Origin of the sequence: Spirulina subsalsa FACHB-351 (assembly GCF_026130165.1) — a bacterium.
Taxonomy (GTDB): Bacteria; Cyanobacteriota; Cyanobacteriia; order Cyanobacteriales; family Spirulinaceae; genus Spirulina_A; species Spirulina_A subsalsa_A.
This window is the reverse complement of the sequence record NZ_JAIHOM010000016.1, coordinates 1-26,316: the sequence shown is the minus strand read 5'-3', so window position 1 is coordinate 26,316 and position 26,316 is coordinate 1. Positions and strand designations below refer to the sequence as shown.

At 49.7% G+C, this 26,316-nt stretch carries 19 protein-coding genes and 2 pseudogenes; 6 read left to right on the top strand and 15 right to left on the bottom strand.

Translation table 11 applies throughout. The annotated features are described in order from the left end of the window. Positions 1-16: 16 nt before the first annotated feature. Positions 17-4,054 (bottom strand): HEAT repeat domain-containing protein, encoded by a 4,038-nt coding sequence (locus tag K4A83_RS04705; RefSeq protein ID WP_265263274.1) that lies wholly within the window; start codon positions 4,052-4,054, stop codon positions 17-19. 281 nt (positions 4,055-4,335) lie between these two features. Here K4A83_RS04705 and K4A83_RS04700 point away from each other — a divergent pair, with 281 nt between their 5' ends. Continuing rightward, complete coding sequence (locus tag K4A83_RS04700; RefSeq protein ID WP_265263273.1) at positions 4,336-4,572, top strand: hypothetical protein; 237 nt, start codon at positions 4,336-4,338, stop codon at positions 4,570-4,572. Between the two features lie 316 nt (positions 4,573-4,888). Then, the gene (locus K4A83_RS04695) at positions 4,889-5,521 is read left to right on the top strand and encodes a Uma2 family endonuclease (RefSeq protein WP_265263272.1); all 633 of its coding nucleotides are present in this window, start codon (positions 4,889-4,891) and stop codon (positions 5,519-5,521) included. A gap of 177 nt (positions 5,522-5,698) precedes the next feature. On the opposite strand, the pseudogene K4A83_RS04690 reads toward K4A83_RS04695, so the two are convergent. Next, a pseudogene (locus tag K4A83_RS04690) lies at positions 5,699-9,464 on the bottom strand (PatA/PatG family cyanobactin maturation protease). 35 nt (positions 9,465-9,499) lie between these two features. On the opposite strand from K4A83_RS04690, the gene K4A83_RS04680 reads away from it, so the two are divergent. Beyond that, positions 9,500-10,159, top strand: coding sequence for a hypothetical protein (locus tag K4A83_RS04680; RefSeq protein ID WP_265263269.1), 660 nt, complete (start codon positions 9,500-9,502; stop codon positions 10,157-10,159). 170 nt (positions 10,160-10,329) lie between these two features. Beyond that, complete coding sequence (locus tag K4A83_RS04675) at positions 10,330-10,932, top strand: Uma2 family endonuclease (RefSeq protein ID WP_407809829.1); 603 nt, start codon at positions 10,330-10,332, stop codon at positions 10,930-10,932. Between the two features lie 413 nt (positions 10,933-11,345). On the opposite strand, the gene K4A83_RS04670 is transcribed toward K4A83_RS04675, so the two are convergent. Then, the gene (locus tag K4A83_RS04670) at positions 11,346-11,555 is read right to left on the bottom strand and encodes a DUF5837 family cyanobactin class RiPP (RefSeq protein ID WP_265263266.1); all 210 of its coding nucleotides are present in this window, start codon (positions 11,553-11,555) and stop codon (positions 11,346-11,348) included. A 332-nt stretch (positions 11,556-11,887) separates the two neighbouring features. After that, positions 11,888-12,073, bottom strand: coding sequence for a DUF5837 family cyanobactin class RiPP (locus K4A83_RS04665; protein WP_265263265.1), 186 nt, complete (start codon positions 12,071-12,073; stop codon positions 11,888-11,890). Positions 12,074-12,271: 198 nt separating this feature from the next. Here K4A83_RS04665 and K4A83_RS04660 point away from each other — a divergent pair, with 198 nt between their 5' ends. Beyond that, positions 12,272-12,874: a Uma2 family endonuclease gene (locus K4A83_RS04660; RefSeq protein WP_407809828.1), complete on the top strand. Its 603-nt coding sequence runs from the start codon at positions 12,272-12,274 to the stop codon at positions 12,872-12,874. Between the two features lie 40 nt (positions 12,875-12,914). On the opposite strand, the gene K4A83_RS04655 is transcribed toward K4A83_RS04660, so the two are convergent. The 11 genes and pseudogenes from K4A83_RS04655 to K4A83_RS04605 form a co-directional block, all read right to left on the bottom strand. Then, positions 12,915-13,568, bottom strand: a complete 654-nt coding sequence (locus K4A83_RS04655; protein WP_265263263.1) for a Uma2 family endonuclease — start codon at positions 13,566-13,568, stop codon at positions 12,915-12,917. A gap of 74 nt (positions 13,569-13,642) precedes the next feature. Then, positions 13,643-16,105 carry an ATP-dependent DNA helicase RecG gene (gene recG, locus K4A83_RS04650; RefSeq protein WP_265263262.1) on the bottom strand — a complete coding sequence of 821 codons (2,463 nt, stop codon included), beginning with the start codon at positions 16,103-16,105 and terminating at the stop codon, positions 13,643-13,645. A 24-nt stretch (positions 16,106-16,129) separates the two neighbouring features. Continuing rightward, a complete protein-coding gene (locus K4A83_RS04645) occupies positions 16,130-17,161 on the bottom strand; it encodes a hypothetical protein (protein ID WP_265263260.1) in 1,032 nt (343 codons plus the stop codon). A gap of 216 nt (positions 17,162-17,377) precedes the next feature. Beyond that, positions 17,378-18,190: a translation elongation factor Ts gene (gene tsf, locus K4A83_RS04640; protein WP_265263259.1), complete on the bottom strand. Its 813-nt coding sequence runs from the start codon at positions 18,188-18,190 to the stop codon at positions 17,378-17,380. A gap of 252 nt (positions 18,191-18,442) precedes the next feature. Beyond that, complete coding sequence (gene rpsB / locus K4A83_RS04635; RefSeq protein WP_265263258.1) at positions 18,443-19,231, bottom strand: 30S ribosomal protein S2; 789 nt, start codon at positions 19,229-19,231, stop codon at positions 18,443-18,445. Positions 19,232-19,361: 130 nt separating this feature from the next. Further along, positions 19,362-20,273: an FTR1 family iron permease gene (locus tag K4A83_RS04630; RefSeq protein ID WP_265263257.1), complete on the bottom strand. Its 912-nt coding sequence runs from the start codon at positions 20,271-20,273 to the stop codon at positions 19,362-19,364. Beyond that, positions 20,270-20,938: pseudogene (locus K4A83_RS04625) on the bottom strand (DNA-methyltransferase); the annotation flags it as partial. The pseudogene K4A83_RS04625 and the gene K4A83_RS04630, both read right to left, overlap by 4 nt. Positions 20,939-20,975: 37 nt before the next feature. Continuing rightward, positions 20,976-22,121: a hypothetical protein gene (locus K4A83_RS04620; RefSeq protein ID WP_265263255.1), complete on the bottom strand. Its 1,146-nt coding sequence runs from the start codon at positions 22,119-22,121 to the stop codon at positions 20,976-20,978. Between the two features lie 13 nt (positions 22,122-22,134). Further along, complete coding sequence (dapB, locus tag K4A83_RS04615; protein ID WP_265263254.1) at positions 22,135-22,962, bottom strand: 4-hydroxy-tetrahydrodipicolinate reductase; 828 nt, start codon at positions 22,960-22,962, stop codon at positions 22,135-22,137. Positions 22,963-23,249: 287 nt separating this feature from the next. Further along, positions 23,250-24,191, bottom strand: coding sequence for a S1 RNA-binding domain-containing protein (locus tag K4A83_RS04610; protein WP_265263252.1), 942 nt, complete (start codon positions 24,189-24,191; stop codon positions 23,250-23,252). A gap of 167 nt (positions 24,192-24,358) precedes the next feature. Next, a complete protein-coding gene (locus K4A83_RS04605) occupies positions 24,359-25,093 on the bottom strand; it encodes a dienelactone hydrolase family protein (RefSeq protein WP_265263251.1) in 735 nt (244 codons plus the stop codon). Positions 25,094-25,174: 81 nt separating this feature from the next. Between K4A83_RS04605 and K4A83_RS04600 the strand changes: the two genes are divergently transcribed. After that, a complete protein-coding gene (locus K4A83_RS04600; RefSeq protein ID WP_265263250.1) occupies positions 25,175-26,167 on the top strand; it encodes a GntR family transcriptional regulator in 993 nt (330 codons plus the stop codon). The last annotated feature ends 149 nt before the right edge of the window (positions 26,168-26,316 follow it).

The following is a 26,316-nucleotide window of genomic DNA, read 5'->3' as shown; positions in this document are numbered from 1 at the left end:
TTAGAAACTCGGTTTCTCAAAGCTCCTCTAGCCAGGTTTTGATGGCAGATAAGAGGTTGGATTGATTGGGGGGGAAGCCTTTTAAGGGGGGTTCTAGGGGTTGGTGGGTGAGGAGGGCTATGGCTAGGGTGTCGGTGAATTTTTCACAGAAGGTGATGAGTTCCGGGGTGGGATGTTCGCAGTTGGTGAGGAGGAGGGCGCGGTGGGGGAGGAGTTGGCGGCGTTGCAGTTGTTTGAGGGCGCGGCGCAGTTGGGCGGGGGTTGTGGGTTCGGGGGGGTCTTCGTCGGGACAGGTGGTGTCCCAGATGAGTTCGCTGAGGGTGAGGGCGATTTCGCTTTCGCGGGTTTCGGTGGCGAGGGGTTTGGCGTTGAGGCAATAAATGGGCAGGTGTTTTAGGGATTCGCAGGTGAAGGGGGTGGCAGGGGTTGTTTGGCTGTTATGGGGGGTTTGGTCGATGATTTCGGGGTGGGGGGTGGTGGGGGTATTGTGCCAGGCTTGATAAAAGTCAGGATAGGGCAGATTTTCGGCACAGTTCCAGATGAGTGTGTAGCATTCATCGAATTGATCAAAGTTGCTTTCGTAAATTTCATTGCTGAGACAGTCTTTTAAAGCAGAAACAAACCCTGCATAGTGCTTGCGTGTAGTAAGGATTTTTCCTAAACTCTGGGCTGCTTGTCTACGGGTGGGAAGATCAACCCCAGCATCCCGTAAAATTGCCACTAATGCGGAGATCACCTGCTCGTTCCCTGGGGCAATTTCCCCTAAACTCAAGACTGCTTGATGACGGATAATATTATTAGCTCCAGCATCCCGTAAAATTTCCTTTAATGCGGCGATCCCCTCTGGGTTGCCTGGGTCGATTTTCCCTAAACTCTCTGCCGCCTGATACCGGATTTTTTCATTCTGAGTGGTGGTGATAAGTTTGACTAACACTGTGATCGCATCGGGATTACCTGGGTCGATTTCTCCTAAACTCTCTGCCGCCTGGCTAAGGGTATGTTCATCTTCAGTGTTGTGGATAATTTCGAGCAACCCAGTGATTGCATCAGAATTTCCTTGTCCGATTTGCATTAAACTCATTGCCGCTACGTTACGAGTCGATTCATTCTCAGTTGTGCAGATAATTTGAAGTAAGCCAGTTATCGCATCCGGATTTCCTGGGTCTATCTTTCCTAAACTGTATGCTATTCGCCAACGGGTAGATTCATTCTCAGTGGTGCGGATAGCTTGAAGCAAGCCAGCGATCACATCGGGATTTCCTTGTCCAATTTCCCCTAAGGTCTCTGTCGCCAAATAAGCCCAACTATCCTCAGTGGTGTGGATAACTTGAAGAAAGCCAGCGATCGCATCCGGATTTCCTGGGTCGATTTTCGCTAAACTCTCTGCTGCTTTCCAACGAATCCATTCATCCTCAGTTGTGCGAATAATTTCAAGTAAGCCAGTGATCACATCGGGATTTCCTTGTCCGATTTCCCCTAAGGTCTCTGCCGCCACCCAACGGATAGATTCATCTTGAGCCGTGCGGATAATTTCAAAAAAACCATCGATGGCATCAGGATTTCCTTGTCCAATTTCTTCTAAACTCTCTGCTGCGTCCCAACGAGTCAATTCATCCTCAGTTGTGCGGATAACTTGAAGCAAGCCAGCGATTGCATGGGCATTTCCTGGATCAATTTCTCCTAAAGTATACGCTGCCTGACAAAGGGTATGTTCATTCTCAGGGGTGCGGATGACTTGAAGCAAGTCAGCGATTGCATCTGGGTTGCCTGGGTCGATTTCCCCTAAACTCTCGGCTGCTTGGCTACGGGTGTAATCATCAGCCCCAGCATCCCGTAAGATTTCCACTAAGGCAGTAATCGCCGTTTCCCGAATCGTCTCACCAAGAACAGTTTTCGCACCCTCTTCAATTGGATCTAAAAATGTTTGCCATTTCTGTTTGTCAATATTGAAATCACCAAACCCCCACCTCACCACCTGCCGCACAATCTCAGCCGCAAGGGAAAAGTTCTTAAACTCATTAATTGTTGCCGCTGCCAAGAAATAGGCTTGATATTTATAAAAATCTTTAACACCATCCTTAAACTCAACTAACGCCCGAATAAACTCCTCTTTCTCCTCAGGCTTAACATCCTCACGCCCCAACCACAACAAAATCACCTGCTTCCATTGCTTCTCAAAAATCCGATACCGTTTCCCCTCCACCGGACGATCCACATGATCCTTCGGTAAAAAATAATCCCAATCCGCCACCGCCAACGCCGCAAAATACTCCTGAAACGTCGCATGATAAAACCCATACACCTTCTCCCGCCGATTTTCCGCCGCCACCCCCACCTCATTCAACCAACCCAACCGTAATACTAAGGAATCTTCATCGAGTTCTTCAAAGTATTTACATACGAACTGATGAGTTAACCGAAAGCGGCCTGTTTCCGCATCTAATGATGCCTTCGCCAACGCCCCCAAATCTGTATTTAACTGTTTCTTTTCCTCTTTTGTTACAGTAAACTCTTTTTTCTTCCATCTATAGATCGCTTCGACAAACTCCGCATATAACTCCGCCATCGTGTCCGGTAGCGCATTCTCTACCTTCCAAGTCGCACATAACAACGTTAACCGCAGAGGATTGCGGCATAAATCCTTAATCCGTTCCTGCCCCGCCGCCTGTAACTGTAACCACAAAGATTCCGCTTCCCCCGAAAACCACCGCCGGATAAACTCCTGCACTTGTTCATCCTGAAACGGTTGGGTGAGATAGGTTTGAAACCCCTGTAACTGGCTGGGGTTGGCTTGCCACAAATTCAAGCGACAGGTGACAATTATCCGAGCATCTGTCACCCACCCTCGGAAATTTAACCCCTGTAGGTCACTCTGGCTCATCTCATCCAAACCATCCAACAACAACCACACTGCACCCCCCTCAAATTTCTTTTTCCAATCTCCCTTAATCCCCTCTCTGGATGGCCCTAACGCCTCCTTGAGCCATTGGGCTTCTAAATACTCTCCCAGGGGTTGACTCCCCAATTCTGCCAAATCCACCCAAACCACCAAATCATCCGTTTTTTGCAATAACCAAAAGGCTAATTTCTGGAGTAACGTCGTTTTTCCCGCCCCCGGTTCCCCAATAATAGCCATCTGTTTCTCGGTGCGTTTGCTAATGACTTCATCGAGAAACTCCTGATAAGCAAAGCGTTTCTCGATGGTTTCTTCCTGACGGGTGAAGAAGTCTGAACCCTTTTCCGAGTCAATATCTTGGGGGTGTTTTTCGTTGTGACTGCGTTTCGGTTTCACCAGGGCTAAATCGACAAATAAATCATCATCGATTAAGTTGCGATCGCCATAAACCTGACCTAAAACCGTATTGCTGCTTAAGGGTTTCCGGTCAAGTAACATCCGACGGCAAATATCTTGCCATTCATCGATCGCATATTCCACCGGAAAACCTGCAATCTCTTGACCAATCAGGGTTTTAATCTGCTCATACCCGGTTTGGGAACTCTCCACAATCAGGATAATACTGCCTTTCTCAACCTTGGCAATAGAGAGCGTTTTATCCTTGAGGCGAGTTTGCAGCGTTTGGGTGATTTCCGTGAGTTTCTGTTGCGCCTCTTGGTAGTTGCCCTTCAGTCCTAGGATGCAACGTTTTAGAGTCGCCGTCGGTTTCTCTATCAGTCCTAGGATGCAACGTTTTAGAGTCGCCGTCGGTTTCTCTATATCAGTTTTTCCCTGTTGCCACTCTGGAAATTTAACTTCCCATAACCACTTATACCCCAGTTCCCAAGGACTTTCACCCTTGGGATATCGGCCTCTCCGAGTTTCTGGAATATCACAGCCATTTTCCCGCAAGACTGGATAAATCTTCTTTAATTCATCTTGGATTTTTTGTTGCGGAGTTACCGGGTCTTTTTGCCAAGTTAGTCGCAGTTGATTATTAGCCTTATCCGCATTCTCGGGAGCAAACCGACCTAAAAACGCCGTCCGTGTATCGCCATAAAACTTGTACTGGGTGGCTAGGTCTTCTAAAAACTGCTTTTTCGGCTCTGGATTACTCATTTTCCAAGATAGCTCAAACTGTTTTGATTTTAACTCAGATTTGGGTCAGGTTGCCTTGATTGATTATGGCTGATTGTAGATGCCCCAGAAACCCGGTTTCTGATGTCATTTTTGATGGGTTGCTGGAGAAATTAAAAGAAACCGGGTTTCTTAATTGAAGGGAAATAGGAAAAATCTATTTGTTTTCTATTTGTGGCTAATTTAATATCTATTTTTTCTTTTTTAAGGTGAATACATCAAGCCTAAAAGCCTGATTCAGCTCATCTTTGAGGAAGTTTTAGATGAATGTTAACTCTACAAAAAAGTGTGATTTTTATCTTGGAATTCAGAATAAATTCAAACAACGGGAAGCCTTAGAAAACGCCTATAGTAATTTTGTGGAACCTCAGATTAATCAGTTGATTGAGGTGCGGGTGCAGTCCGTGCCGAGTGTTCCGGTGATGTTTGCGGGTTTGGGCTGCGTATCGGGGTGGTTGCTGCTGACGGTGGTTTATTGTCTGTGGATGCGCGGACGGTGAGGGAGTTCTATATAGCGTTCCCATTTGAGTTTTGTAATCCACAAGGGAAAGCAAAGGGAACAGGTAATAGGTAATAGGGAACAGGGAACAGTATACAAGGGTTACAAGGAGCTTGAAGTATTATGATAAACTTCTCTGAGAGTTCATCAATGATTTGGAAACGCTATAGCTTCCAATATGTCCAGTAACTTTTCAAGATCCCTTCTCAAAACGGTATCGCTCCGGCTAAAACTTGTTGGCGAATTCTGCGACGTAACCCCTTCTCCGTCATAGGGCGAGTACAATACGGATCAGGCAAAAATCTAGAGGTGAAGAAATGTTGACCATCGTTTCACCCCAAAAACTTTATCTTTCGGCCGGAACAGTGATGCGATCGCCTGCCACCTGGCAAGAATATCAAGCATTGTGTGAACAGCGCGGAGAGGGTTCCATTCCCCGGCTTAAATATCGTTCTGGAGAAGTATTGTTGATGTCGCCTTTACCTAAGCATGGTCGTGATGCTCATTTGATTGCTGCCATCATTACAACCTTGCTGGATAATCAGGGGCGAGAATACGATGCTTTTACACCTGTGACCATGCAACGACCAGAAGAAAGCGGAATTGAACCGGATTATTGTTTTTATATTGACCATTGGCAAGCGATTTCCGGCAAGGAACGGATTGATTGGTGCAATGACCCCCCGCCAGATTTGGTGTTAGAAATTGACATCACCAGCTACTCAGACGTGCAGGATTATCTGCCCTATCAAGTGCCAGAAGTCTGGCTATTTCGGAACCAGCAACTGATGATTTACCAACTTCAGGGCAATGAATACAGCATCACATCCCAAAGCCAATATTTCCCGGCGGTAAACCCAGCCGATCTCGTTGCTCAATGTTTAGTCATTGCTTATCAGAGGAATACCAGTGCAGCCATTCGTGATCTGAAGCAGCAACTGGGAACGTAAGCATGGCGGCGTAACGTCGCTCAACTTCTCGGGAACTGAGGCGATCGCGAAGCGTCTCGGCACGAGAATCGCCATTGTCCAACGGCGGATAGATTTGAGTCTGTTTTCGTCCTTTAAAGGCATGAACGCTCCCCCACTGTTTGGCGGCGAAGTGGGGGAGTGCGTCCCTATTTTAAATCACTCGTGGGAGAGTGAAGCGCGATCGCCCTCGGTTCGCTTTTTACCCGGAATTGCCCAACGTTTGATACTCCCCACCGTCACCGGCATACTATCCGCCACATCAATGGTGAAGCGAAACACCTGACGCGATCGCCGCCCATCTTCCGGATCGAAGAACGTGAGTAGCACATCCCAGCAGTCACTATTCAGACGACAATAGGGGCTTTTTTCCACTTCGATCGCATCCAGTTGTCGATCAGAGGCGATCGCAAGAGCAAAGGTAGCCGCCGCCTGAAACGTATTGGTAACCGCAAAATTCAGAGCGCGATCGCGAGAAGTTTGCCCAATATTATGCAAATCGTAATACACCCGATTAAAAAAAGCACTCAGCCCTTCCCGGAGATTTTCTACCCCCACCGCTTCTATATTATCGACAGTGGCTAAAGCAGCATCAACCAAAGCATTCACATTCCAGCCATACATCCCCCGAGGATGACGAACATTCAGCACCGGAACCACTTCCCCAGAAAAAAGTTCTACGGTTCGGTCAGTTTGTCGCCCAGGGACACTGACTCGCTCAATAAACTCAGCACTGGTTTTCGGTTCAAGCTGCCCATTGAGCATCAACAAAAACATCTCATAAATATCATTAGCAAATGGGCCTTTGGGATCAAGAACATAGATCGTATTTTGCTCAAGGTTCAGCGTCCAAATCAGGGAGTGAGCCTCTTCCGGATGGCGATCGAGATGTTCCACCATCTGGCGAGCATCATAGGGGTCTGGCGGTACCATCACCCCATTCAAATCCACCGGAGCCATATTTTGCTTGAACGTATCCCGCCGCGCCTCGTCTCCAAAATCATAGCCAATTGTGCCAAGGGCGAAAACGTGCCCCGAGTGAGCCGTGCTCGGTTTGACACCAGAAGGCATCAGGGAAGCGCCAGGAGCGACTACCGTAGGTTGGCTTGAGGAACGAAACCCAACAGAAGATGTCTCAATACCCACTTCGCCCGCCGTGACATTGACATCAATGGCGGTATGCTCAGTCCGGGTGACTTGCTCACCGGCAAAAGAAACCGTCACCGCAGACCCGAACAATAACCCCATCGCACCGGGGAGATTGACCTTACCCCGTAGACAGCGTTCCGGTTCGTCGGTATCGTCAGGGGTACAGGGGATTGCCGTATTCAGCAGCGCTGCTCGCACCGCCTCCGCATCCACAGGTTTACCCTGTTGCAGTTGCAGACTCATCAGCAAACTGCACAACCCCGTCATTACCGGAGCCGCCATACTCGTTCCCAGAAGGCGCACAGGTTCTTCATTGGCGGGTTGTGCCCCCAGAATTTCACCTCCCGGAGCCATGATGCCTTCCAAGGCATTGTTACCGCCCCAATTGCTGAACTTATAGGGTGTGCCGTCGGGTTTCAACGCCCCCACCGACAGGACTCCGGGCAGGGAAGCGGGCATACACCAGCATTCTCCCTTGTTATTCCCAGCAGGGGCAACTATTAGAATGTTGTTATCCTGGCACTTCTTCAAAGCTCGCAGGAGGAGTTCTTCCCCTTCCCCGGTTTGGGTGGGACGGCAGGCGGCACAGTGGATGATATTCGCCCCTAATTCCAGACCGAGTTCAAAGGCACGAGCCAGATTGAGGGGTGAGATGAATTCTTCATCCATGCCACTGGTATTGAGGGGGACATTAATCACACGACAGCGAGGAGCCAGTCCGGGCGAGGGGGTGTTTTCTTGTCCAACAATGGTGCTGGTGATGTGACAGGCATGGTTATCGCCGTGGATGCGTTGGAGGAGCGGTTCGGGCAAGGCGGCTTTTTGGGCTTCGGCTTTTTGGTCTTTATCTAAAGTGTCATCATTGCCGATCGCCTGAAATTGATGATAAGCCTCGTTGGGAACGGGTTCAGCCGGGGGATGCCAGTAGGGGAAAACTTTCGAGATTTCCGCTCCTTCAAAACAGGAGAGGGTGTGATCTGGGTTGCCATCGAGAATGACGATGGTGATGCGGGAGTCGCCGAGGGTTTGGTTACGGAGTTCCGCCAGTCCGGGGATGCGATCGTCCAAGTCGTGGGGATGTTGGGCAGTAGAAGCGGCGGAGGGGGTAACGGTTGCTTCGGTTTCGACTTCGCTCAAGCTGACAGCATCCGATTCAACTTCAGTTGTTTCAATTGCTGCATCCAATTCGGAGGGGTTAATCGTGGGTTGGATTTCGATTTCACTGGATTCAACAGATGGGGATTCGGCTTCAACTTCTATCTCCAATTCAGCAGCACTCACAACCTCCGTTGCTGAATGATCCATCCCACTGGATTCAATCTCTCGATTCGGCAGCGAACCTAACATAAACTCTCCCACAGAAGACTCGACAACGTAATCTAATCCCGTCGCTTGGGCAAAGCGATCGCTATCTCCCGCCCCCACCGCACAGGATGCCAGCCCCATATTTGTCCCCACCAAGTAGAGGTTTTGATACAGTATCCCGACGTGCTTGAGAACCAGGGCATAAGCCAGCGATCGATACTTGCGGAACAGCCGCCCAAACCGAGCGGTGATGATCAGCAAAACTTGGGGCATTCCCTGTTCACCAGTGGACTGGTGAGCATCTTTAATCAGAGCTTGAATATCGGCATCAGCCGCATCAATTTGAGCCAGTTGGTGATTGAGGGGATCATAGTGATAAAGTCCCGGTTTCACCCCTGCACAGCGACGCACCGCCAGATAGATTTCTAGTTCATACATTGCGCCGCCACAGGGATAGGGGCGACGGCTGATTTCCCCCCAGTCGAAATCTTCACCGAATTGGGCTTTGAGCAGTTCGATTTGTTCGGCATCATGGGTATAAATTTCCTTAACCCGGGCGGTGCGATAGAGTAACTCTCCCAATTGCTCAACCGTAATCGGGTGATTTTCGTCATATTCGCGAATCGATGCCCGTTTTTCAATGGCCGTCGTCAGGGTTTTATCCCGTTGGCGAATGGCATCAATGCTCAGTTGGGGTAGGGGGACAATTTGCCCGCTCATAGGTGGTTTGACTACGGGAAACTCGTCCCAAATATCCAAACTGGCGGCAATATCGCCTGTGAGGTAGTCGTGGCGACCTTGGCGACAACGGCTGTGAAACAGCAGGTTATGGAATTCCCACAGTTTCAGTTCTGGGGCTTCGGCTTCGACGGTGAGAAACCCTGTCGCCCATAATAAATTTAAGAATTGATAGGCGGTTTCTGCCCCGATTTGGGGGGGGTGGTGTGACCCAACCCAGGGGTTGGGGCTGGGCGAGTTGGGCTAAGATTGCACTCGATCGCCAGTCCAACAGTTTGACTCGAAATTTGGATAAGGGGGATTCCAGCACCATCCCCCCGGCATGGCTGCGTTGGTAGGCAAAGCGGGAGAGGCTGACCTTGGCTTGTGTCCAGTGGGGGGAATTAAGGTCAAGTTCAGCGGACTCTACCATTGGCTCGGCGATCGCCAACGGTAATACCGCATATTGCAACCAACCGCGATCGCCCATCTGTTGCAATGTGGCGGCTAACTGTTCCCGGGCTTCCGCCCCCTCCTGTTCGCTCAGGGTTTGGGTCAACTGCTGGAGGGTTGCGGTTCCTGCTTGTAAGTGGGCCAGGGCATCGCCCATCCCGGTGATGGCAGGGAGAGTTACCATAGAGGGAGCAATGGATTGGCCAGGATCGGGATTCGCGGGGCTGAGGGCATAGCCGTCTGCCGTAGTGCTGACCTGAATGGTGGAATTGAGGGAAACCGCAAAGGGATAGGTACGCATAAGTTCTAGAGGGGTAATGTTACAGAGGGAAGGAAATGACAGCAGCCATTGGGGAAATCATTAGCAATGGTATCTTATTTGATGTAAAAAACTGGTCAAATGCAATGCCTGAACGAGACGCTTTTTTTCAAACGGTTGAATTGCTGTTTAACACATTGGCTGACAGAAACATCAATTACTTATTGGTTGGAGGAGTCGCCCTCCTGAGCTATGTGGAAGGTCGCAATACTCAAGACATTAACTTGATTCTGGCTCCCTCGGATTTGGATGTTCTGCCCGAAGTAGTCATCAATGATGAAAATAATCATTTTATACGGGGCTTATTTGACCAATTACAGGTTGATATTTTGTTGACCCAAAATGAGCTATTCCAAGAAGTTTTAGAAAAATTTGCGATAGATAGACAATTTGGCGATCGCATCATTCACTGTGCCACAGTAGAAGGACTTGTGCTGCTGAAATGCTATGCCCTACCGTCTCTTTATCGACAGGGGCAATTTAGTCGAGCCAGTATTTATGAAAACGACATTCTTCTCCTCCTGTTGAACTATTCAGTCGATCTTGAGAACCTGCTAAAAATCCTGTCTGCCCATCTCCTACCCAGTGACCTGACAGAAGTGGACAGGATCATAGAGGAAATTCAAAGCCGCATTCGGCGATTTTCAAGCCAACAGCGATCGCTGACTGATGAGTAGGGAAGGGGATTGGGTGACAGGGCGATCGCATTTTCAAATCCGGGCAGTGCGGGTACTTTCAGGATCCGCTATGCTAATCATAAACCCTAAAAAGCCGTCCTAGAAGGACGGGGCTTTAGACCCAGATTTTTGGTAAAATAGAGAAGGAATCCAGTCGCATGAGGTGAATGATGGTACGAGGTTGTCCTGAACCGTTATCTCTCCAACTCCCTGAGCAAATTGCTCTCCGAGTCACGGCCGAGCAGTTTGCCGCCCTCGCTGCTGCCAACCGTAAGCTACGGCTGGAACGCACTGCAACCGGAGAACTGATTGTGAACCCACCCACAGGCGGCAAGACTGGCAAGCGTAATCTCAGCATTACAGGACAATTGAGTGTCTGGTTTGAAGAGAACGAAACCCTTGGTGCAGCCTTCGACTCCTCCACCGGCTTTGAACTCCCCAATGGCGCAAACCGCTCTCCCGATGCAGCTTGGGTTAGCCAAGCGCGGTGGGATGCTCTGACCCAAGAGCAGCAGGAGGGATTCATTCCCTTGTGTCCTGATTTTGTGGTGGAGTTGCGCTCCAAGAGCGATACACTCCAAGACCTCCGGAGCAAGATGGCAGAATATATCGAGAATGGTACTAAGTTGGGCTGGCTCATTGACCCTAAAAATAAACGAGTGGAAATTTACCGTCCGGGGCAAGGGGTGGAAGTTTTGGAGAATCCCAATACCTTATCCGGGGAAACGGTGTTACCGGGGTTTACCCTCAGTCTGAATCGGGTTTGGACTTGAGGATATTTGCAAGGTGACGGAGTGAAAGGGAGAGAGGGAGACGAGGTGATACCAAATACGGTTGGTAAAAGCCTTTTTACTCTTTAGCCCGCGCAGGGCTCTGGTGAGCTCTGAGCCATGTCGAAGCCTGTCCTGAGCTCTGAGCTAGTCGAAGAGTCGAAGGGAGTCGAACCACGGGCTTTGTCCGTATAGCCCCAGGCTTCAGCCTGTGGGTTTTGATAGACCTTTGACAACCGGATTCCGTATGAGAACGACTTCGACCAGTCTTCCCGTCTCGGCAGCCTGTGCGGTGGTATCGGAAAGCCCCAAGGTATCAACGGTTTCCCGTCAATTCATCGCGGGGAACCGAGCGCCCTGGCTGTCCTCACAAGAAGTTTGAGGATTGAAAAGGGTTGTGAAAAAATCAACCGAGACTACTCGTCGTCCCCATCGTAGGAACACCCCCACAGCAACAAGGTCTCGCTGTCCCATACCTCTGTCCCCAGGGTATCCCTGTCCATGAGGGCCTGGGCTTGCTTGCCGATCGCCTCTTCACTCAATTCAGCCAAAGCACTAGGCAATTGACCCGAAGCAACGCGGTCAACGGGCTGTTGGGGGTTGGGGGTGATGTTTTTCTTCTCCATTGGAGTTTTTCACTCTTTGTTAGGTTTACAGTTTGACCGCTTAGGGCGGTCAGTCCCTTCTTATTGTCAAGAAGCCTGTTTGTGCTGCCCGGTAGCGGTGAGCGCGGCACGAAAATTCTCGTTTGGGGTAGTACCCAATTCCGTCCAACAAAACTCTGGGTCGGGGGAAGAGGGGCAGAGGGAGTGATGCTCCCTCCACCCCAGCAGCGTGCCAGGTATCGGAAAGCCCCGAGGTATAGTTGCCCGTCAATTCATCGAGGCGAACCAAGCGCCCTGGCTGACTCAACAGCCGATTTGAGGATCGAAAAGGGTTGTGGTAGAATCAACCGCGACTACTCGTCGTCACCCTCATAGGAACACACACACCGACAGGAACACATCCCCGCTGGGCCCTCAGCGGGAAGGGCCAGGGAGCCGATCGCCTCTTCACTCAATTCCGCCAAAGCACTAGGCAGTTGACCCGAAGGAACGCGGTCAACGGGCTGTTGGGGGTTGGGGGTGATGTTTTTCTTATCCATTGGAGTTTTCCACTCTTTATTAGGTTTACAGTTTGACCGCTTAGGGCGGTCAGTCCCTTCTTATGGTCAAGAAGCCTGTGGGTGCTGCCCGGTAGCCGTGAGCGCGGCACGAGAATCGCCATTGTCCAACGGCGGATAGATTTGAGTCTGTTTTCGTCCTGTAAAATGGAGAAGGAATCCAGTAGCATGAGGTGAATGATGGTACGAGGTCGTCCTGAACCGTTATCTCTCCAACTCCCTGAGCAAATTGCTCTGCGAGTCACCACCGAGCAGTTTGCCGCCCTCGCTGCCGCCAACCGTAAGCTACGGCTGGAACGCACTGCAACAGGAGAACTCATTGTGAACCCACCCACAGGCGGCAATACTGGCTACCACAACAGCAAAATCAATTACTTCCTGGTTCGCTGGATTGAGGAAGAAGGGGGCGATGGCAGAGCATTTGACTCTTCCACAGGTTTCGAGTTGCCCAATGGAGCAAACCGCTCCCCTGATGCCGCCTGGGTCAGCCCAGATCCCTGGAATGCCCTGACCCCAGAACAGCAAGATGGATTCATCCCCTTGTGTCCTGATTTTGTCGTGGAGTTGCGCTCCAAGAGCGATACCCTCCAAGACCTCCGGAGCAAAATGGCAGAATATATCGAGAATGGTACTAAGTTGGGCTGGCTCATTGACCCTAAAAATAAACGAGTGGAAATTTACCGTCCGGGGCAAGGGGTGGAAGTTTTGGAGAATCCCAATACACTATCCGGGGAAACGGTGTTACCGGGGTTTACCCTCAGTCTGAATCGGGTTTGGGCGTGACTCCATTCTAATGGCAGGAAAAGCGGACGCTGGGAAAGTCTTAACTGATAAAAGCCTGATGTTCTGGCGATGCCAATCCGGTTTGTAGGGTTTCTAAAACGGCGGCGAGATTATTTTCTAATAGTTGCGTTCGGTTTAACCATAAACCCGGGAACACCCGACTGCACAAAATCCCCTCATCATTGGGAGCAAGAGACTGATAAACTCCCTCTTCTAGATAAAACCAATCCAGTCTCTGCTCAAAGATTTGCCAAACCAGATATTCTTGCACCCCATTGCGTCGATAAACCCGTTGTTTATCCCCTAAATCAATGGCGGCACTACTCGCGGCAATTTCTACCACCAATTCCGGTACGCCTTGAATGTACCCCTCTGGACTGATTTGAGAACTTCCCCCCGGAATCAATAAAACTCCATCCGGTTGAAATTCGTTGTCGGAGTCGAGGCGAACCGTGGGTTCAATGCCTATTTCTGTCCCTGGGGTTGCCATTTTATAAGTCCAAAGCAATCCGATTAAATCGGCGTGGGGTTTGGCATGGGTGGTAAACCGCAGGGGTGATGCCATATAAACGACTCCTTCAATTAATTCTGCTTTCTGACCCGTAGGCATGGCGCTGTAACGTCGCTCAAATTCTCGGTAGCTGAGGCGATCGCCATTTTCCAAAGGCGGATAGATTTGAGATTGAAGCTGCATAGTATCGACCAAAGATGAGGGGACAGTTTGATTATAGCGATTCGGTTATGGCGGGTCATCTTACCCCCCTTACCTCATGTTAGAATTGACCCGCTGATCATCTTTTGATACCGGGTTTCTAACTCCTCCTGCAAAGACGGAAAACCCTCTAAATTTTCGTCTGCTAAAATCATCTTTTCCGCCGCATTCCGTGCCAAATTCAACACATCTTGATCTTCCACCAAACTGGCTAAGGCAAAATCCGATAATCCCGATTGTCGTTTGCCTAAAACTTCCCCCGGCCCCCGTAAGCGTAAATCCATTTCTGAGATAAAGAAACCATCCTGAGACTGTTCTAAAACCGCCAATCTTTGCTGAGAGTCAGGACTTTTCCCATTGTTCATCAATAAACAATAGGACTTATGAGAACCGCGCCCCACTCTACCCCGTAATTGATGGAGTTGAGACAGTCCAAAACGTTCCGCATTTTCAATCATCATCACCGTAGCATTGGGAACATCTACCCCAACCTCAATCACCGTAGTCGAAACAATAATCTGTATCACATTGTCCCGAAATTGAGTTAAAATTTCGTCCTTTTCAGCAGAATTCATCCGACCATGTAATAACCCCACCTTTAAATTCGGAAAAATCACTTCTTGTAACCGTTTATGCTCTTTAACGGCTGCTCTCGCATCTAATTTATCTGACTCTTCAATGAGGGGTAAAATGACATAAGCTTGTCTTCCGTCGGCAATTTCGCGACGGATTAACTCGTAAGCTTGCAGGCGTTGTTTTGTGGTTAAAACTGTGGTTTGAATCGGTTGTCTGCCGGGGGGTAATTCATCGATTTGGGATACATCTAAATCCCCGTGTAAGGTGAGGGCAAGGGTGCGGGGGATAGGGGTGGCGGTCATGGTGAGGACGTGGGGAGATTTGCCTTTTGCTAATAGTTTGGCGCGCTGTTCTACACCGAAACGATGCTGTTCATCAATGACCACTAAGCCGAGTTTTCTAAATTGAATGGGATCTTCAATCAGGGCATGAGTTCCCACTAAAAGCGGCAGTTCTCCTGTCTCTAAGAGGGAATGAATTTCTCGCCGTTTGCGGACTCCTGTAGACCCGGTGAGCAGTTCAATGGGAATATAGAGTATATTAAACCAACTCACTAATTTACGATAATGTTGTTCGGCGAGGACTTCTGTGGGGGCCATTAAGGCGGCTTGATAGCCGGATTGAATGGCGGCTAAAATGGCAAAGACGGCGACAATGGTTTTTCCTGAACCGACATCTCCCTGCACCAGTCGATTCATGGGAATGGGTGCATTTAAGTCATTTAAAATGTCATTAATCACTCGTTTTTGAGCGTTGGTCAGTTCAAAGGGGAGGATTTTTTTTAGTTGTTCAATCAGTTCTCCAGTGGTGGCGAGAATGGCGCTGTTGTGAATTTGTTTTTGTTGTTGCCGACGTTGTAAAAAGCCGAGTTGTAGATAAAAGAATTCGTCGAAAATTAGACGACGACGAGCTTGGCTGAGAGCGGTTTGATCGGGGGGGAAATGTAAATGGGTGAGGGCTTGTTGCAGGGGGATTAAACTATATTGATTTTGGATGACGGGGGGGAGGGGATCCTTGAGGTGCTGAATGGCGGGGAGGGCGGCTAGAATGGCTTTGCGGACAATATCGGCGGAAACGCCTTCTGTGAGGGGATAGACGGGCAGAATGCGGCCAATTTTGTGGGATTCAATGCTGCCCCCCGGACTGTCGAGAATCTCGATTTCGGGATTGTCTAGGGTGATGCCGTATTTGTTTTTTTTCACCAGTCCGGATGCGGCGGCGATCGCACCTACAGGATATTGCAGTTCGTGACGCTTCTGCCAGCCCCGATTGGTGAAATAAGCCCCATGAAAAAAACGGTTGAGTCGAATCTGTCCGGTGCGATCGCGCAGTTGAACATTGAGAATCGACAATTTCTTGTTTTTCGGACTGGTAAAGCAAGAACAACTCTTAATCGTGCCAATAATCGTCACCGTCTCCCCATCAACCAACTGGGCAATATTCACCTGTCGGGCATAGTCAATGTGATCCCTCGGATAGTAAAACAGTGCATCCCGCACCGTATATAACCCCAAACGCGCCAAGGCATCCCCCGTCCAGCGACGGTCAATCTCCAGCAAAGAGTTGAGGGGTGCATCTAGGGGGGGAATGTTGCCGGAGGTGGGGCTGTGAGGCTCACGGATGCCCAAGGGCTGGGTTTTTGGGGTTTTAGGAGGTTCAGGGGGAGTTTCTAGGTCTTTTTGGAACTGGTGGAGGAACTGCCTTGTACTGGCGATCAGAGCTTGCCGTTGGCTTTGATCCATTTGAGGATAGAGAGCAAATTCCTGCGCCAAACTCTGCCAACGGCGACGATGATCCGATGTCCCCACGGCCAGACTTTCCCCCAAGCTGAGGGTCATAAACTCACTAAAGCGGTACTGATTGCCTTGTAAGTCCTGAAAACCCCGCTCGGCCTCCACCGTGAGTGCTTTTTTTAAACGTAACCAGTCCGGAATCTGAGTCATTGGTCAATGGTCAATAGTCAAGTCTCAATTCTCCTCATACCAACTCGCACGCCAAGCCGCCTCAGCCTCTGCGATCGCCTTTTCCCGTTGTAACTGCTGATACTGTTTATGCAGACTTTTCACTTGAGCATTCAACTCCCGGATGCGACTGCGCGATCGCGCCAACATCGGATCCCCAAACTCCAACTCCGACAAACGCAAGCGTAAAGCCGTCACCGGAACCACCTGCTCCCGTCCCCCCTCAATCAATAAATTTAGCAAATTCGGAGCATTTCCGGTGGCACCCCCTTCCTCCGCTTGAATAGCTGCCTCCAGCACCTTAGACGGCACTTGAGAAGGGAAAATCCGCGCCCGGATTAAAATTTGATTTCCCTCCTGAGACAATTGCTTCAGAACCTGATTTAAACCCCGTTCCACCTGCTTTAACCAACGCACCAACACCAGCAACGTATGGGTTATTTCGTCCTCATCCTCCTCCTCCTCCTCATCATCCTCCTCATCCGTTAACTCATCCTCATCATCCTCCTCATCCATAAAATCCAGAGGATCAGAATCAAGAGAGTCCGACTGAACATCTAATTCTAACTCCTCCCCATCCTCCAACTTACCAATTACAATAAATTCCTCAGAACTAGAACTGTCCTCTCCTGCTAACTCAGCATCTTTCCGCTTTAAAATATGTTGCCGCACCTTTTCCAACTGTTCCGGCGTAATCGGTAACTTCTTGAGAATTTCTGAGCGAAAATCCACCTTTTTCTCCGGCGGAACTTCTAGGGGATTTTCTAAATTCTCCTCAAAAAGAAGACTCCCCGTTTGACCTAAATCTCGAATAGCCTGCTGTAACCTTTCCCGTTCCGAGAGCGATAATTTTAAAAAATTCTCAGGATAGACATGGGTGCTAATTTGATAAAACAACGTCACCAACTGTCGCTTAACCGTTTGAGCAATTAACCCAGAATACTCCCCATATTGACCGCGTATTTCCCGATTAACCCCCTCGACCTTTTCCTCTAAAGCCGTCAACTCTTGATTAATTTTATCTAAAGCTTTAGCCATAGTCTGATCCCCATTTACAATGATCTGCGATACCGCAATATTGAGAAGATTGAAAAGACCCCACTCCACTGTATAGTAGGGGCTTTCCAGACAATCCAGACAATATAATCAGTAAAAACCTGAAAAAGGCAAAAGTAGAAGCAAAAATTTTCTAACTTTTACCTTTTTCCCAGCCCGATTTGTTAATCTGTCCCCATAGTCCAGACTAAAATCAGCTTATTTTTGACCCGCTTGGGCGGCGACTTCTTCGGCAAAGTTGGTTTCTTCTTTTTCGATGCCTTCCCCTAAGACAAAGCGGCTAAAACGGCGAACTTGGATATTTTCTCCCAAATCAGCAATCGTGCGTTTCACCAACTCTTGCACCGTGATCGTTTGGTCTTTAATATAGGGCTGATCCATCAAAGACATTTCCTTGAGTTGTTTATCAATACGCCCTTGTACAATTTTTTCGCGGATGTTTTCGGGCTTACTCGCTAAATCCTCCCGTCCCATTTCAATGGCTTTTTCTTTCGCCACAAACTCCGGATCTACATCCTCGGATTTCACATAAACCACATTAGGACAAGCAGCGATTTGCATGGCGATATCGCGCACCAAAGCCTTGAACTTATCCCCACGGGCGACAAAATCGGTTTCACAGTTCACTTCCACCAGAACGCCCACTCGTCCCCCGGTGTGAATATAACTGTCTACCAGACCTTCCGCCGCGACCCGTCCGGCCTTCTTATCCGCCGAAGCGATCCCTTTCTTACGCAGCCATTCCACGGCTTTTTCCATATCGCCGTCGTTTTCAGTCAGGGCTTTTTTACAGTCCATCATCCCGGCCCCGGTTTGTTCCCGGAGTTCTTTCACGAGGGCGGCGGATATTCCTCCGGCTGGTTTTTTGGCGGCAGGGGCGGCCTCCGGGGCAGGAGCAGGAGCGGCCTCTGGGGCGGCGGCAGGGGCTTCTACTTTAGTTTCTTCTGGTGCAGGTGCTGGGGCTTTCGCTGCTTTTTCTTTTCCTTTCGTTTTTTTGTCTTTCTTAGCCATGATTCTGTTGGAGTAGGGTTGATCTGCTCACTATTGTTGCACTCCCTTGTTGAAAAGGGCAGGGGCAAGACTGCATCCCCTCGTAGTTAGGGCTTGCTGAATAAGTCCGAAAGTTCGGAATCGGGGTCACTGAGCTTAGTCGAAGTGGAGTCGGGAAATTATCAGTTTCCTGTTCCCCTGTTAGGTCTAGCGTAGGCGTGTTATTCAGCAGACCCTATTTAGAAGAGGCAAGGCAGAAAACAACGAGGGGTTTTATTCTTCGCTGTCGTCGTCTTCTACGTCGAAGTCCTCATCATCCTCAAAATCGTCTTCGTAGTCGATTTCTCCGGAGTAGTCGATTTCTTCGATGATATCTTTGCCACCGCTACGACCTTCTAAGATGGCATCAGCTAATCGTCCCACAATCAGTTTAATGGAACGAATAGCGTCATCATTAGCCGGGACGGGAATATCCACTAAGTCAGGATCACAGTTTGTATCTAACAGGGACACAATGGGAATGTGGAGTTTTTGGCATTCCAAAATGGCGTTATATTCCCGACGCTGATCCACAATTAGCACTACATCCGGGGGGCGACGCATACTTTTGATCCCGCCGAGGTATTTCCGCAGTTTGCTTAATTCCCGACGCAGAACAGACCCCTCTTTTTTGGGTCGTTTTTCGATGCTGCCTGTTTCTTCGAGGCGTTCGAGTTCTTTGAGGTGGTCAATGCGGTGTTTGATGGTTTCCCAGTTGGTTAACATCCCCCCCAGCCAACGCTGGTTAACATAGTAGGAACCACAACGAGCGGCTTCTTGGGCAATGATTCCGGCGGCTTGTCGTTTAGTCCCCACAAACATGAATTTTTTGCCTTGAGATGCGGCGTTCCGCATATAATCATAGGCTTCTTCCATTAACTCGGCGGTTTGCACCAAGTCGATGATATGAACCCCGTTGCGTGATGTATAAATATAGGGATCCATTTTAGGGTTCCAACGGCGGGTTTGATGCCCAAAGTGAACCCCGGACTCTAGCAAATTAGCTAGGGAAACAACTGCCATATTTTTTTTCTCCTTGTTCGGGTTAATCCTCCATCTAGACTTGTCTTTCTTGACGAAACACCCGAAGGTCTAGATGTGCGAGTTTTTGTACAGCCTTCCTAGGGTAGCACAAGGAGGGGACATTGATCCGTTAGGGGCTAGAGACTTTTGGCGGGGAGGGGCGCAAACTTTGGAAGTATCGCCCCCCCACGAGGGACAAAAAGGCGAGATAGGCGATCGCCTGCATCGCGTAAAGATGATCCCGATACCCGAAGAGGGCTTTCAGGACAATGCCCGGAAAGGCTTTATCCGGCAAGATGCTAGAGGTATCCCATACCAGCCCCCCCAGTAAGCAGGTGGTTTCTCCCCAACAGAGGGCGGCATATTGAGGATTTAAGGCGGTCAGTAGGTCAACGCCGCCGTTAATATGTTTGAGGGCTCCGACAACTAATCCGCCGACAATCAGGAGTAGGAAAACTCCCATCACTTGGAAAAACAGGCGGATATTGATTTTCACGCCCAACTGAAAGAGGAGATAGCCCAAAAGGGTGGCCGATAATAGCCCAGAAACGGCTCCGAGGGTAGGTGTAGTAAAGCCGCTTTGGAATTTGGCCACGATGAATAATACTGTCTCAAATCCTTCTCGCAGGACAGCAATGAGAATCAGGCTAAAGACAGCCCAGCCCGCCCCTTCCCCTTGCAAAGCTTGGGTCACGGCTCCTTCGACTTCGGCTTTGAGGGTTTTGGCCTGTTGGGTCATCCAAATGAGCATCCAGCTGAGGAGTGCGATCGCCAACAACCCAAAACTAGCCTCTAAAAACTCCTGAATGACCGGGGCGTAGGGCTGATCAGACACACTCAACTGTTGCAAAATCCCCCCCAACAGAATCCCCACCAGTAAAGACGTGATCACCCCTCCGAAAATCCCCCCATAGACCCAAGGGTAGAGGCGAGTTTGTTGGGCTTTTTGTAAACAAGCCATGACAATTCCCACCACTAAGGCGGCTTCAAACCCTTCTCGCAGGGTGACAACAAAGGTCGGTAAAATCGCGCTAATATTCACAACTCAACTAGGCTCAAAATGATTTTGGCAGGACAAAACAAGGACGATGTAGCTTGATGAATTCGTTGTTCAGCATATTTAAAATAATAGGGATCAACTTCAATGCCAATGCTATTTCTACCCCAGTTTGCGGCCGCTACTATAGTGGTTCCAGTTCCCATAAAAGGGTCAACCACAGTATCTCCCACAAAACTAAACATTCTAATCAAACGACTCGCTAATACTTCAGGATAAGGAGCGGGATGATGGCGAGTCGATTGACCGGGAATTCCAGACCAAATGGATTGAAACCATTGTTGATGATTTTCAGCCGAAATGAGAGAAAGTACACGAGTTTCTAGAGAAGGTTTTCTATATCCTCCGGGTTTACGTTCCATTAAAATGTACTCAATATCATTTTTAATGACTCCATTCGGTTCATAGGGTTTGCCTAAAAAACCGGCCCCATTGCCAGATGCTTCATAGTTAGCATTACTAATTTTATGCCAAATGATGGGAGAGAGGTTATCAAAACCAATCTGACGACATTGTTCTTGAATGGCAGCATGAAGGGGAATGACTGTATGTCTTCCCTTATTTTTTCGCCGAGATAGACAAACATCTCCCACCACACACACTAATCTACCTCCGGGAACTAAGATTCTATAACAGTGTTGCCATACTTTATACATTACCCCTAGGATAGATGGCTATGGTCGGGAATCAACCTCTCCGTTGCTCTTGTTCCCAGTCTCGACGATAGTCACTCATGGGGGTGTTGTCTTCCTCTTGGTCCCAATCCTCGGCCGGGGGTGGGGGATAATCCCTAGGGCGGGGAGGGGGCGCGGAGCGAGTTCTGGGAGGAGGGTCAAATTCATCCTCGCGGCGGGATTCTGGGCGGGGAGGACGACGAGGGACGGCTCTGCTTTCACGTTCGGAACGGGGTGCAGGGGGGCGACGAGGAGGATAGTTTTCTTGTTCTCTCTCCGGGGGACGCTGACGGGTGCGAATCGGTTGGGATGGGCGGGGGGGATAGTTTTCTTGTTCTCTCTCTGGGGGACGTTGACGGGTGCGAATCGGTTGGGAGGGACAGGGGGGATAGTCTTCTTCTTCCCACTCCGGGGGACGTTGACGGGTGCGAATCGGTTGGGGAGGACGGGGGGGATAGTCTTCTTCTTCCCACTCCGGGGGACGTTGACGGGTGCGAATCGGTTGGGAGGGACGGCCGCGATTTTGGCGGATATCCTCACTCATGTCAACAAAAAAATCTCGCCGGATACAGGGATATTCTCCCACCCATAGATTTTGACTGGGAATATAAACATCGCTGACCTCTTGAATGCGGCTCAAATCGGGTTGGTTGGACATGACTAAACATTCCACCTGTTGACCGGGTTTGAGGAGTTTGTGGGTGCGACGAAGGGGGGCTTTAACGATAGTGCGGAATCCGGTCGAATCACCGATTTCTAGGTTAATCCGACGTTCCCGATTTTCAACAATGACTAAATCTCCCCGTTGATTGAAGCTTTCGGCCTCGCTGACGACATCATCGGATATAAAGACATCTAAAACCTGACCGCGCCAAAAGCCACTATATTTAAAGCGCCGATATTTGCTATTGCGCACGCTGGCGAAGTAGACGGGAGACCAGAGCCAATAAAGTCCCACAATAATGGTCAAGAGGAGTTTAAGACCGCCTAGGTCGCCAAAGACGAGGTAAAGCAGCCAGATAATAATGACTCCGACGGCGGAGATGAGTAAACGGCCGAGAAAGTTTTGCCAACTGCCCCATATCGCGGCATATTGCGCTCCTGTTGCGACGGCTGGCACCAGTTGTTCAAATTTTTCGCGAGTCAGGGGGATGAGCATAGGGGCAGGGGGACTAGAGGATTTTTTCTAAACCGTACACTAAGGATTTTAGTTCTGTGACCTTGCGAATGGCGAGGAGAACGCCGGGCATATAACAAGCGCGATCGCTCGTATCATGACGGAGGGTGTAAACCTGTCCGGGTGCGCCGAAGATCACCTCTTGATGAGCGAGGAGGCCGGGTAAACGGACGCTATGGATGCGGATGTTTTCCTCCCCTACACTGCCTCGGGCGCCGGGGAGTTTTTCACTTTCTTGGACGCTGGGGGGATTGTAGGTTTTGCCCATTTCGGCGAGCATTTGGGCGGTTTTGATGGCGGTGCCACTGGGGGCATCGGCTTTTTGGTTGTGGTGGAGTTCGATGATTTCGACGTGATCGAAGTATTTAGAGGCTTGGAGGGCGGCTTGTTGGAGGAGTACCATGCCGATGGAAAAGTTGGGGATGACGAGGGCTCCGGTGCTGGCTTTTTCGGCAAATTCTCCTAGGTCGTCGAGTTGTTCGGGGGAAAGTCCGGTGGTGCCGACGACGGGACGGACTCCATAGGCGATCGCACTCCGCACATTTTCATACACCCCATCGGGGTGGGTAAAATCCACCATCACTCCTTGCACTTTCTCCTGAGTGGCCAGGACTAACACACTTTGTAAATCGTTGAGAATGGGGACTTCTAACTCCCCACATCCGGCCACAATCCCGGCATCTTGTCCTAACACTTCGGGATTATGATCGACCGCCCCAATCAGCATCATATCGTCCGCTTGGGCGACAGTTTTCACCACTTCGCGCCCCATCTTGCCTGCGGCACCATTAACAACGACGGGAATAAGTGCTTCGTTTACCATAGTTTCTGAATCTCCAAGGTTGATCATTGAGGGGGAGTCGGGTTCGTAGTTGCGCTTTAGCGCTCCGGGTTTGTAGTTGCGCTTTAGCGCCCAATTGGGAATAGGTAATAGGGAATAGGTAATAGGTAATAGGTAATAGGGAATAGGTAATAGGGAATAGAGAATAGGGAATAGGTAATAGGTAATAGGGAATCGGAAATAATTATCAATTGTCAATTGTCAATTATCAATTCCCCTGCTCCCCTGCTCCCCCTCTCCCCTGCTCCCCATTCCCCAACCTTGCGCCCCTACTCTGTCTCCGGTGAGGACGGGCTTTCCGTAGCCTCAGAAGGATTATTAGCTGCCGCGAGACGTTCCTCCGCGTTGCTCATCACAGCCGCCAAATTTTCCAACAATTCGCCGGGATAGGCTTCTAAAATCTTGGTAGACAGAGAAATGCGATTTTTATACTCATCAATCTCGGTAATCACCACCTTGATTTGTTGTCCCACTTGTAAAACCGTGTGGATGTCATGAATGGGTAAACCACTCACCTGGGTAATGTGGAGGAGTCCCGTCACCCCTTCTTGAGTTTCCACAAAAGCCCCATAGGGCTTGAGACTGACTACTTTCCCGGATACTACGCCCCCCGCTTCGACTTTTTTAATGGCTTGGGAACGGGCGGCCTCTCGTTGGGAGAGTACCAGTTTTTTGCTCTCCGGGTCTACTTGTAAACAAGTCACGGTCAATTGTTGACCGATTAAGCTTTCTAGGTCTTCTTTTTCCATGAGGTGCGATCGCGGAATAAAAGCCCGCAATCCCCAGACCTCCCCAATCACACCACCCCGATTCACGCCCTTAATCCGGACTTGCAAAGATTCCCCCGTGGTCTGCATTTCCACCAAATCGCTCCACGCTTGCTTCAGAGCCAACTGACGACGGGAGAGAATCACTTGACCATCGGCATCCTGTTCCCGGATAATCACAAACTCCAGTTCTTCCTCCATCGGCAGGACTTCCCGAAGATCCGCCACTGCTCCTAATGCGGCCTCGTCCTTGGGGACAAAGGCCGACGACTTGCCCCCAATATCAACATAGACTCCCTCGGGGGTATATTCCAATGGCCTGCCGCGCACAACTTGTCCCCGTTGGAAAACATAATCATATTGTTCCTGTTCGAGGGCTTTGGCAAAGTCGTCCATAGAAAAAGCGACATTAGCTTTAGGAGGACGGGTGGATTCTGAAGTCATAGCAGTGTAAAGGTTAAAAATTAAGGAAGCCTTCCGCCAACAGCTTATAAACGAATAGCACACCCAAGAAGTTTCGGGAGTTACTGCTGTTGATAGTTGGGCAGAAGTGAGGACGGATTGCTCTGTTCCATCTGCTCATTTTATAAGGTAACTCGACAAGCGGCCGCTTAAAGGGTAGAGCTAAACAACTGTAACACTTTCTGCCAAGCATCCTGAGCGGCTGCCTCCCGGTAGTCTGGGCGCTGGTCACAGAAAAAACCATGACCCGCCCCGGCATAGCGGAAAATTTGGTGGGAGATTTGCTGTTTCTGCAACTCCGCCTCAATTTGCTCCACTTGTTCTAAGGGGATGAGGGGATCTTCTTCGCCGAAAAAGGCGTAGAGAGTGCCTTGAATCTCTGAGGTGCGGCGGAGGGTCGGTTCTCCACCTCCGGGGGTGAGGGTGGCTATTCCGGCCCCATAAAAGGAGGCTGTGGCTTGAATACCGGGCAGGGTAGCGGCGAGGTAGGCGACATGACCGCCAAAACAAAAGCCAATACAGCCCACACCACCGGGTTTCACTTGGGGGAGGCTGTGCAGGTAATGGAGGGTACTCTGGAGGTCGCTGAGGAGTTCTGAGGCTTTCGTTTGTTCTTTATACTCCCGTCCTTGGGCGAGTCCTTCGGGGGTGTACCCTACGGCAAAACCGGGGGCGAGGCGTTGGTAAATGGCGGGGGCGATCGCAATATACCCCGCTTGGGCGAAACGTTCGGTCACATCTTTAATATGCTCATTCACCCCAAAGACCTCTTGAATCACAATTACAGCCGGATAAATCCCCTCACCTTGGGGCATGGCTAAATAGGCTTCAATAGCGAGGTCGCCATTTTGAACCTGTACCGATTGAGTTTGAATAGTAGTCATGGGAAAAGTGCCGATGAGAGTTCACAAGTCTCTCCAATCAGCCTACACTAGATGTAGATCCTTATGGGGTGAATGGTTAAGATGGCTGGTAAAGTGCAATTCCACATCCAAATAGACGGCGAAATCCCCGCCTCTAAACAATTATTCGACCAGATTCAATTTGCGATCGCCTCCCGCCAATACCCCCCCGGTCATCGTCTCCCCAGCACCCGACAACTCGCCCAAATTACCGGACTCCACCGCAACACCATCAGCAAAGTCTATCGCCAACTCGAAGAAACCGGCCTCGTCGAATCCCTCGCCGGGTCCGGGATTTATGTAAAAGCCCAAGGACACGAAGGCGGCACCCAACGCAATTCCTCCCCCACCACCCAAAATCCAGAAGCCCATAAATTAGTCCAAAAAAGTTTAGATGAACTGCTGTCTCAAGGCTGTACCCTCTCCCAAGCCAGAGACTTATTTCTCTCAGAAATTGACTGGCGTTTACGTTGTAGCGCTAGAGTCCTAGTCACCGTCCCAGCAAGGGATCTCGGCGCAGGAGAATTGATGGTACAAGAAATTGAAAAAGCCCTCAATATTCCCGTTCAATTAGTCCCCATGGAGGAGTTAAGTAATATCCTCGAACAAACCCACTCAGGAACCGTCGTCACCAGTCGCTATTTTATCAAACAAGCCGAAGCCTTAGCCGCCCCCCGTTCCGTGCGCGTCATCCCCGTTGATATTTACGATTACAGCAAAGAATTAGACTTAGTGCGCAAACTGCCCCGCGATAGTTGTTTAGGCTTAGTCAGTCTCAGTGCAGGCATTTTAGGCATTGCGGAAATCTTAGTTCATAGTCTCCGGGGGGAAGATTTATTAGTCATTTCTGCCCAACTTCAAGACACCTATAAAGTCAACGCCCTAATTCGCAGCGCCCACACCATTGTATGTGACAAAGCCAGTTATGGATCCGTTAAACAAGCCATTTTAGACGCAAGAGATGAGTTAATTCGTCATCCTAACTTAGTCTGTAGTGAAAATTATATCGGGGAAAAATCGATTAATTTATTGAAGCGAGAGTTAGGGTTAGGGTGAACCCAACCTTGGTAATTTTAGCTTTTGACACTCCTCGGCCTAAAGGCACGAGGATTCTTGGTTCACAGACTCGCCATAACCTAGCAGGATTGCTCCAACCAGGCTAGAGGGCAAATCTCCCCAAGCTTTAGATCCGGTATGCCCTACCG